Consider the following 9,260-nt stretch of genomic DNA (forward strand, 5'->3'; position numbering starts at 1 on the left):
CCTCAGCTCTCGTTCTGCTTCAGGACCTCGGCGAGGCTCGGCGCCTCCCGGTCCCGCTGGGACATCAGGGTGACCGGCAGCGGCCACGGAATGGCCAGCTCCGGGTCGTCGTAGGCGATCGTCACGTCCTCGGCGGGATCGTGCGGACGGTCGATCCGGTACGAGGTGTCGGCGGTCTCGGTCAGCGCCTGGAAACCGTGCGCGCACCCCGCCGGGATGTACAGGGTCGCCTGCGTCTCGCCGGACAGCTCGAAGAAGGCCCGGCCCAGGTACGTCGGGGAGTCCGGCCGCAGGTCCACGACCACGTCGAACACGCTCCCGTACGAGCACCGCACCAGCTTGGCCTCGCCGGCGCCGGAACGCAGGTGGAGGCCCCGCAGCACGCCCCTCACCGAACGGGAGACGCTGTCCTGGATGAACGCGTGCGGGTCCAGGCCCACCGAGCGGACCACGTCGGCGTCGAAGGTGCGGCAGAAGAAGCCGCGCTCGTCGGCGTACGGCGTCGGTTCGAAGAGGTACGCGCCGGCGATCGCCGGGACTTCGGTCGCTTTCATCGGGTCTCCCGCGTGGCGTGGGCGTGGGCGTGGGCGTGGGCGCGGCCCCGGGCGGCGCGGCCGGCCGCCGGGAACAGGGCCGCGGTCAGGGCGGCGAACTGGTCCTTCAGGAGCCGGGACGCGACCAGGTTCCGTTCGGCGAGGGTCTCCCGCAGCTCCTTCGACCGCTCCTCCAGCTCCCGGAACTGGCCGAGCAGCCGGTCGGCGTCGACCTCGCGGGCCGGGTGGCGGAACGCGTCCAGCCCCATCCGGGCCATCAGCGCGTCGCTCTTCGCCGCGTAGCTCACCGCGAGCGTCGGCGTACCGGCCTTCAGCGCGCAGACCAGGTTGTGGTAGCGGGTCGCCACCACGGCGTCGGCCGCCGCCGCCTCCCTCATCAGGCCGTCCAGCGAGGCCGCCCCGGCGGCGGTGACCAGCGGCGAGTCCACCGCTTCGAGGACCGCCTCGACCACCGGGACGTCGCACGCGTCGCCGGTGAGCAGCCGGACCGGCCTGCCCTCCGCGACCAGCGCGCGGACGAACCGGATCGTCCCGTCCAGGTAGCGCCGGTGGATCTCCGCGGCCCGCGCCCGGTCGTCGTTGCCGCCGTGGAAGTCCATGACGCCGACGCACACCACCCCCGGCGCCCCGGATGGCGTACCCGCCGGCGGCGTCGGCAGGGCGAACGCGAGGTCCGGGTAGACCTCGTCGCGCGAGGTGTCCACGCCCATCTCCCGCATCGCCTCGCGCGACAGGCCGTCCCGGTACGACCGGTACGCGGCCAGCCGCGCCGACCAGCGCACCACCGCCCGGGTCGCCCGGTCGCCGATCGGGGCGGCCCCCACGCCGACCAGCGCGACCGGGGTGCCGAGCAGCCGCCCGCTCGCGCACAGCAGCAGCAGCGAGTACGGGAAGCCCCACGGCCGCAGCGGCAGCGTGGCCTCCAGGACGCCCATGCCCGGCACGATCACCACGTCGTGCCGGCGCACCCAGGCGGCGGTCCGGACGACGTCGACCAGCTTGCCCAGCCCCTTGCCGGCGACCGCCCCCGCGCGGGACGCGGTCCGGTACTCGCCCCGGTACCAGTGCAGCCGCGTCGCGGGGATCCCGTACCGGGCCGAGACGACCTCGGGCCCGCCGCACAGGGCGTCCACGGCCGCCTCCGGGTGCGCCTCGCGCAGGTACCCGAGCACGGCCTCCAGCGACCCGTCGTTGCCGAGGTTCCCGGAGCCGAGCAGCCCGAACACCCCGACCCGCACCGGGGATCCGCCCGCGGCGCTCACGCCCCCCTCCCCTCACGGCCGGCGACGAGGTCGTCGACGGAGACCGCGAGGCGGGCCGGGACGACCGGGGCCCGGTCCTCGACCCGCTCGCCGGCGCCCGGCCGGGCCCGGCTGGCCATCCACACCGCCAGGTGGCGGTAGCAGGCCCGCCGGTCGGCCGCGGACAGCGGCGCCCGCCCGATCGCCCCGAGGAACCCGAGGACGTACTCGGCGAGCAGCCGGGGCGTCGGGTGCAGCGCACCCGCCCGGCGCGGGTCCAGGTTGACGCACCGGGAGCGCTTGCCCGGGTTCGCCCGCTCGGCCCGCGTGGGGTGGTCGCGGCGGAAGTACAGCAGCTCCGGCACCTGGTGGAAGGGCCCGTTCAGGACGATCTCGGCGACGAAGGTGCGGTCCGCGTGGTGGTAGCTGTCGTGCGGTTTCACCCGGCGCAGCACGTCGGCCCGCATCACCCCGTAGAAGTCGTCGCCGCCGGGCTCGAACAGGAAGCTGCGGAAGCGCTCCGGCGCGCTCGGCGAGTCGGTGGCGATCCCGTACTCGTACGGGACCTTCACCCGGCCGTCGCCGTCGATGACGGCCTGGCCGCTGTGCGCGAGGATCACGTCCGGCCGCTCGTCCAGCGCCTCCACGCAGCGCTTCAGGAGGTCCCGGGCGTACAGGTCGTCGTGCGAGGCCCACTTGAACAGCTCGCCGCGGCACTCGGTGAACACGTGGTTGTGGTTGGGCGCGGCGCCGATGTTGCGGGGCAGCCGCAGGTAGCGGATGCGCGAGTCCCGCGCGGCGTACTTGAGACAGATGTCCCGGGTCCCGTCGGTGGAGGCGTTGTCGGAGATGACCAGCTCGAAGTCCTCGTAGGTCTGGCCGAGGAGGGCGTCGAGCGACTCGGCGAGGTACTCCTCGCCGTTGTAGACGGGCAGGCCGATGCTCAGCCTGGGACGGTCGTTCATGAGGTCCTCACTTCGCGGATCGAATGCGTGCGCTCGCGCAGGGCGGACCGCAGGTGCAGCCACCACACGGCCGAGCCGCAGGCGGTCGCGGCGGCGACGCCCCAGGCCGAGCCGACCGTGCCGGCCAGGGCGGCACCGCCGAGCCCGCCCGCGGCGTAACAGGCGGAGGCGAACAACTGGCTGCGCAGACTGCGCCGGGCCGCGCCGAGCGCGCGTAGCCCGGCCGCCGCGCCGGTGCCGAGGCCGGCGCCCGCGACGCCGAGGGTGGCCGGCACGATCAGCTGCGAGGCCCCCTCCCAGACGTCGCCGAGGACGAGCCCGCCGAGCCCGTCCGGCACCAGCAGCAGGGCCGCGCCCCAGAGCAGCGCGGCGACGGCCTGCACGCCGCCGAGCAGGAGACAGAACACGCCGAGGCGGTGCGGGGCCCGCCGCAGCACCCGGGCCGCCTCGGCGACCGTGACCAGGGACAGCCCCATCAGCACGGCGAGGAACGGTCCGAGCAGCAGCTCGGCGCCCCGGACCACGCCCACCGCGCTGACCCCGACGATCGCGCCGAGCCCGTACGCCCGCAGCTGGCCCGCGCCGCTGACGCAGGTGTTCTCGACCAGGTACCGGTAGCCCAGGTCGCGGTGGTCGCGGACCCACTCGCGGGCACCGGCCAGGCGGGGCCGGATCCCGGACTGGAGGCAGCCGTACGCCGCGGCCACCGCGGCGGACGCGCCCCAGGCGAGCACGAACGCGGCCACGCTGCCCACCCGCGCCGCGACCACCATGGCCGGGACGAGCGCGACGCCCCACACCACGTCGTTGACGAAGGCCTTGCGCCCGTTCCCGGCGGCGAAGAACGCGTACCGCCAGGCGTCCTGGAGCAGCAGCCCCGGCAGCACGACGCCGAGGCAGGCGAACGCGGTGCCCACGAGCCCGCCGAGGCCCAGCCCGACCGCCAGGCAGACGGCGCCGATGGCGGTGCCGACGCCGAGCGCGGTACCCGAGGACCGGGCCACCGCCCCGCGCCAGGACGCCTCCGGCACCCCGCTGAAGCGCACCACGAGCGGGTCGGTGGCCAGCCCGCGGGAGACGCTCAGCACCACCCCGTACGTCACCCAGGCCAGGCTGAACACGCCGAACGCGGCCAGCCCCAGCGAGCGCGCCACGTAGATGCCCACCGCGAAGTTGGACACGCTGGAGGCCGCCTGGTCGGCGAGCCCCCAGGACAGCCGGCCGAGGACGGCCCGCTTGGCGGTCCGCGGGGCGGTGTCCGCGTCCGGGGCCGCCGGGGCCGCCTCTGCCGCCGGTGCCGTCGTCTCTTCCCCCTCGGTGGGCACCTGCGTCATGCCTTGATCAGTCCGGCGTCGTGCAGCGCGCCGGCCGCCGCGGCCACGGTGTCGAACGCCAGCCCGGATCGCTCGGCGACGTCCAGCAGGCTGTGCTCGCCGTCGGAGAGGCTGAGCACCCACAGCATGGCCATCTGGGCCTCCTTCGCGTCGCTGCGGCCGCCGAGCGAGTCGTACAGCCCGCGCCGGCCCAGCTGCGGCTCGCCGTACGGGCTGAGGTTCTGGTACCGCCGGTTGCGGTCCAGCACGGCGAACGCCTCCTGGCAGAGGTCCAGGGTGTCCGCCATCGCCTCCGGGGTGACGAAGTCCGGGTTGTCCGCCGAGGTGTGGTACTCGGGGTACCCGGCGTACGGGGTGCGGCTGAGCGAGCCCACGCCGAGGTCGAAGCCCGGCGAGCAGAACTGCCGCTCGTCGTACCCGTACGGGGTGAACTCCTTCACGCTGTGCGGGCGTCCGGAGGATGCCAGCACGTGCCGCAGCACCCGGTCGATCTCCGCGTCACCGCGCCGGCTCTGCTTGTACGTCAGCTGCCCCCGGTCGCCGGCGCAGGCCAGCACCAGGCCGTGCTTGACACGGTCGATCCGCTCCGCGTTGCGGGCCAGCCAGGTGATCGCCCCGATGGTGCCGGGCGCGAACAGGAACCGGTAGGTGTAGTACGGGTTCCGCTCCGCGAGCAACCGGGCCAGGTGGACCGCCACCGCGATGCCGGCCAGGTTGTCGTTGGCCAGCGACGGGTGGCAGACGTGGCAGGAGACGATCACCTCGTCGGCGACCTGCCCGGGGACCACGTGCTCGGCGTAGGTGAGGTGGCCGTCCGCGAGCGTGGAGTCGACGCGCACCTCGTACTCCCCGTCCGGCAGCGCGTCCAGGGTCTCCTGGGCCAGGCAGAACCCCCACTCCGGCTTGTAGTAGCTGGTGCGGTACGGGACCCAGGACGGCTGGTCGGGCAGGGTGTGCAGGTGCGGGCGCAGTTCGGACAGCGGCATGACCGCTGACACCGGCACGCTGTAGCCGAGCACGTGCAGGCTGGACGCGGCGAAGTCGACGACCCGCTTCCCGGAAGCGTCGGCGACGTACGCGTCCCGGATGTTCCACTCCTGCGGCACCGTCCAGTCCAGGACCCGCGTCCCGGTCGGCACCTCGTGCACCTCCAGCGGCAGGTACTCGCCGACGATGTCCAGGGTCGCGCGCACGCCGTCGCCGGTGATGCTCCGGCACAGCGGGTACAGCCGCTCCACCAGGGCGTGCATCTCGCGGCCGGGCGCGGTCACCGGCGCCACCGCAGGGTGTCGTCGACCGTGCCGGCCTCGGACGCCGCGCGCAGCACGGCGAGCCGGGTGAAGCGCTGCTCGAAGGACTCCCGGGTCAGCCCGTGCTCGCGGTAGGCGTCGGCGAGTTCGAGCGCGCCCTGCTTCACCGTCCACGCGCACTCGAAGCCGGGCACGGCGTCCCGGAACCGGGAGAAGTCCACCCGGTAGGAGCGCGGATCGGCGCCGGTCTCCCCGGTGATCACCACTTTCGAGCCGGCCACCGCGTCGGCGACCTGCCCGGCGATCTCGGCGACGGTGACGTTGTTGGCCTCGCTGCCGATGTTGAACGCCTCGTCGTGTACCGCCTCGCGCGGTGCCTCCAGCGCGGCCGTGAAGGCCCGCGCGATGTCGGCGGCGTGCACCAGCGGCCGCCACGGGGTGCCGTCGGACATCACCAGCACCTCGCCCGACAGCAGGGCGTGGCCCACCAGGTTGTTCACCACGATGTCGGCGCGGAGCCTGGGGGAGTAGCCGAAGGCGGTGGCGTTGCGCATGTACACCGGGCTGAAGTCCCCGTCGGCCAGCTCGTGCAGGTCGTCCTCCACCCGCACCTTGGACTCCGCGTACGGGGTCACCGGCCGCAGCGGGGCGTCCTCGGCCACCAGGGCGTCGCCGCCCGCGGCGCCGTAGATCGAGCAGGTGGAGGCGTACAGGAAGCGCCGCACGCCGGCGTCGCGGGCCAGCCGGGCCAGGTGCACGGACGCGTGGTGGTTGATGTCGTACGTGAGCTGCGGCGCCAGCGATCCCAGCGGGTCGTTGGACAGCGCGGCCAGGTGGATCACCGCGTCCACCCCGGCCACGTCCTCGGCGGTGACGTCGCGCAGGTCCACCCGCCGCCCCGGCGGGTCCGCGGGCCGCGGGCCCAGCAGGCAGTCGGCGAACAGGCCGGAGTCCAGGCCGGTGACCTCGTGGCCGGCGGCCGTGAGGACCGGGGCCATCACGGTGCCCAGGTAGCCCTGGTGTCCGGTCAGCAGTACGCGCAAGGTTCAATCCCCCAGGTTCAGAGTGAGTTTGGTGACGGCGAACGCCTCGGCGTAGCGCGCGTGGCATTCGATGCCGCGGATCCGGGCCAGCCCGAGGAAGGCCTCCCGGTCGTACCAGGGGCGGTGCCGCTGCGAGGGGTAGTGCTCCTGCAACAGCCGCACCTTCCGCTCCGCGGTCTCCGGCGACAGCGGCTGGTACGCCGACGGACGGCCGAGGTCGCCGTCCCACTTGACGATCTCGTAGCCGAGGACCAGGTGGTCGCGGAACGCGGTGGGCACCAGTTGCGCGAGGCCCCGGTGGTCCTGGTGCGCGTCGTCGGTGCGCGGGGCGAGGATCAGGTCGGGGTCGGTCCGCCCGCGCAGCTCCTCGACCGCGGCCTTGGCCTCGTCCCAGTGCGTCGGCATCCGGCCGTCGGGCAGCTTGAGCACCGTCAGCCGCAGGTCGGCGCCCGGGCAGAACGCGGCGAGCGCGGCCCGCTCCTCCTGCTCCCGGTCGCTGCCGCCGCCGGAGAGCACCAGCGCGTCCACGCGGACGCCCGGCCGGGCGTCGCACAGGGTCAGCAGGGTGCCGCCGGCGCCGATGGCGATGTCGTCGCAGTGCGCGCCGACCGCGACGACCCGGTCCACGCGCCCCGCACTGAGCTTGATCACGCGGTCCCCGCCCCGGCGCCGTCGCGCTCCCACACGGCCCACGGGCGGTCGCCGCGGGCGTAGGCCTCGTCGAGCGCGGCCCGCTCCTTCACGGTGTCGGTCGGCTTCCAGAAGCCCCGGTGCTGGTGCGCCACCAGCCGGCCCTGCTTGGCCAGCGCGGCGCATCCGTCGGCGACCAGGTCCCCGTTCTCCGGGATGTGGTCGAAGACCTCCTGGCGGAGCACGAAGTAGCCGCCGTTCTCCCACAGCGGCAGCTCGCTCACCGGGGTGATGCCCCCGACCAGCCCGTCCTCGCCCAGGTCCACGCAGTGGAACGAGGACTGGGGCGGCACCACCGTCATCGAGGCGCCGGCGTCGCGCTGCGAGAACCGCTCGATCATCTCCGGCAGCGGGGCGTCGGTGAGCACGTCGGCGTAGTTGGCGAGGAACATCTCGTCCCCGTCCAGGTGGTGGCGTACCCGGCGCAGCCGCTCCCCGATCGGGGACTCGACGCCGGTCTGCGCGAAGGTGATCGTCCAGTCGGATATGTCGGTGGACAGCAGCTCGGTCCGCCCGCCCCGCAGCACGAAGTCGTTGGACGTGGTCTCCTCGTAGTTGAGGAAGAAGTCCTTGATGTGGTGGGCGCCGTAGCCCAGGCACAGGATGAACTCCTTGTGCCCGTAGTGCGCGTAGTAGCGCATGACGTGCCAGATCAGCGGACGCGGACCGACCATCGCCATCGGCTTCGGCACGTCGTCCGCGGCCCCGCTGCGCATCCGCATCCCGTAACCGCCGCAGAACAGTACGACCTTCACGACTTCACCTCGACGATGCTCAGTTCCGGGATGGGGAAGACCAGGCGGCCGCCCCACTCGTGCACGAAGGACAGCTGCTCGACCAGCTCCGCCCGCAGGTTCCACGGGAGGACCAGGACGTAGTCCGGCCGGTCGGCGGCGATCTGCTCGGGCGCCAGGATCGGGATGCGGGTGCCCGGGGTGAACCTGCCGTGCTTGTAGGGGTTGCGGTCGACCGTGTACGCGAGCAGGTCGGGCCGGACGCCGCAGTGGTTGAGCAGGGTGTTGCCCTTGCCGGGCGCGCCGTAGCCGACCACCCGCTCACCGCGCTCGGCCGCCTCGATGAGGAAACGCAGCAGGTCCCGGCGCACCTTCGCCACCCGGGCGGAGAACTCCGCGTACCCGGACAGCTCCTGGAGCCCGGCCGCCTTCTCCCGGTCCAGCACCTCCGCCACACGCCGGGACGGCTCACCGGCCACTTCGGCCGGCCGCGCCCACAGCCGGATGGAGCCGCCGTGCGTGGGCAGCAGCTCGACGTCCACCAGCGAGAGTCCACCGCTCGCCAGTGCCCGCGCCGCGGACGCCACCGTGTAGTACTGGAAGTGCTCGTGGTAGATCGTGTCGTACTGGTTCTCCTCGATCAGGGTCAGCAGGTGCTGCACCTCGATCGAGACCCAGCCGTCGTCGGCGACCAGGGAGCGCAGCCCCTGGGTGAACCCGACCACGTCCGGGATGTGCGCGTACACGTTGTTGGCCACGACCAGGTCCGCGGGACCGTGCTCGGCGCGGACGGCGGCGCCGGTCGCCGGGTCCAGGAACTCCGTGAGCGTCGGCACACCCGCCTCACGGGCCGCGGCGCCGACGTTCACCGACGGCTCGATGCCGAGGCAGCGGATCCCCCGGTCCACCACGTGCCTCAGCAGGTACCCGTCGTTGCTCGCGACCTCGACCACGAAGGAGTCCGGGCCGAGCCCCACCCGCTGCGCGGCGTCCGCGACGAACGTCCGCGCGTGCTCCACCCAGGAGGTCGAGAAGGAGGAGAAGTACGCGTACTCCTTGAACGTCTCCTCCGGCGTGATCAGCGGCGGGATCTGCGCCAGCCAGCAGTCCGTGCAGACCCGCAGGTGCAGCGGGTACGCGGGCTCCGGCAGGTCCAGCTGGTCCGCGGCGAGGAAGCTCTCGCACGGCGGGGTCGCCCCCAGGTCGACGACGCTCGCCAGCGCCGCCGAACCGCAGAGTCGGCATCGTGTCATCTACTGCCCCCATCCCGCCCGCGGCGGGTTGCCCCGCCCCGGGCCAGTCCTTTGTTCCCCAGCGGGCGGCGGGACCTCCCCGCCGCCGGACCGGGGGGGGGGGGGGGGGGGGGGCCCCCCCCCCCCCCACTCCCCCCCCCACCCCCGACCCCAACCCCCCTCCTCCCCGTTCCCGCCCACCCCCACCCCCCCCCTG

The 9,260-nt window shown here is 73.9% G+C and carries 9 protein-coding genes; all 9 read right to left on the minus strand.

The features are described 5' to 3' along the window. Positions 1-2 precede the first annotated feature (2 nt). Genes rfbC through AC07A6_RS10745 form a run of 9 tightly spaced genes read right to left on the minus strand, consistent with a single transcriptional unit; the run spans position 3 to position 9,064 of the window. Positions 3-554, minus strand: a complete 552-nt coding sequence (rfbC, locus tag AC07A6_RS10705; protein ID WP_362471704.1) for a dTDP-4-dehydrorhamnose 3,5-epimerase — start codon at positions 552-554, stop codon at positions 3-5. Next, positions 551-1,816 carry a polysaccharide pyruvyl transferase family protein gene (locus AC07A6_RS10710; RefSeq protein WP_478776860.1) on the minus strand — a complete coding sequence of 422 codons (1,266 nt, stop codon included), beginning with the start codon at positions 1,814-1,816 and terminating at the stop codon, positions 551-553. The genes rfbC and AC07A6_RS10710 overlap by 4 nt, the downstream gene beginning before the upstream one ends. Next, positions 1,813-2,760 carry a glycosyltransferase family 2 protein gene (locus tag AC07A6_RS10715; RefSeq protein ID WP_362471698.1) on the minus strand — a complete coding sequence of 316 codons (948 nt, stop codon included), beginning with the start codon at positions 2,758-2,760 and terminating at the stop codon, positions 1,813-1,815. Before AC07A6_RS10715 ends, AC07A6_RS10710 begins: the two co-directional genes overlap by 4 nt. Continuing rightward, positions 2,757-4,094, minus strand: a complete 1,338-nt coding sequence (locus tag AC07A6_RS10720; protein WP_386271803.1) for an MATE family efflux transporter — start codon at positions 4,092-4,094, stop codon at positions 2,757-2,759. The genes AC07A6_RS10715 and AC07A6_RS10720 overlap by 4 nt, the downstream gene beginning before the upstream one ends. Then, positions 4,091-5,374 (minus strand): DUF4910 domain-containing protein, encoded by a 1,284-nt coding sequence (locus AC07A6_RS10725; RefSeq protein ID WP_478776861.1) that lies wholly within the window; start codon positions 5,372-5,374, stop codon positions 4,091-4,093. The genes AC07A6_RS10720 and AC07A6_RS10725 overlap by 4 nt, the downstream gene beginning before the upstream one ends. Further along, positions 5,362-6,387, minus strand: coding sequence for an NAD-dependent epimerase/dehydratase family protein (locus AC07A6_RS10730; RefSeq protein WP_478776862.1), 1,026 nt, complete (start codon positions 6,385-6,387; stop codon positions 5,362-5,364). Before AC07A6_RS10730 ends, AC07A6_RS10725 begins: the two co-directional genes overlap by 13 nt. A 3-nt stretch (positions 6,388-6,390) precedes the next feature. Continuing rightward, positions 6,391-7,038, minus strand: a complete 648-nt coding sequence (locus AC07A6_RS10735) for a PIG-L deacetylase family protein (RefSeq protein ID WP_478776863.1) — start codon at positions 7,036-7,038, stop codon at positions 6,391-6,393. Next, the gene (locus AC07A6_RS10740) at positions 7,035-7,832 is read right to left on the minus strand and encodes a sugar phosphate nucleotidyltransferase (protein WP_478776864.1); all 798 of its coding nucleotides are present in this window, start codon (positions 7,830-7,832) and stop codon (positions 7,035-7,037) included. Before AC07A6_RS10740 ends, AC07A6_RS10735 begins: the two co-directional genes overlap by 4 nt. Beyond that, the gene (locus AC07A6_RS10745) at positions 7,829-9,064 is read right to left on the minus strand and encodes a class I SAM-dependent methyltransferase (protein WP_385766418.1); all 1,236 of its coding nucleotides are present in this window, start codon (positions 9,062-9,064) and stop codon (positions 7,829-7,831) included. Before AC07A6_RS10745 ends, AC07A6_RS10740 begins: the two co-directional genes overlap by 4 nt. Between the last annotated feature and the right edge of the window lie 196 nt (positions 9,065-9,260).

The organism is Streptomyces sp. NPDC044002, assembly GCF_056434525.1.

Bases quoted from the DNA above. Each gene is read 5' to 3' on its own strand.
- rfbC (WP_362471704.1), bottom strand. From the start codon at position 554: ATGAAAGCGACCGAAGTCCCGGCGATCGCCGGCGCGTACCTCTTCGAA.
- AC07A6_RS10715 (WP_362471698.1), bottom strand. From the start codon at position 2,760: ATGAACGACCGTCCCAGGCTGAGCATCGGCCTGCCCGTCTACAACGGC.
- AC07A6_RS10720 (WP_386271803.1), bottom strand. From the start codon at position 4,094: ATGACGCAGGTGCCCACCGAGGGGGAAGAGACGACGGCACCGGCGGCA.
- AC07A6_RS10745 (WP_385766418.1), bottom strand. From the start codon at position 9,064: ATGACACGATGCCGACTCTGCGGTTCGGCGGCGCTGGCGAGCGTCGTC.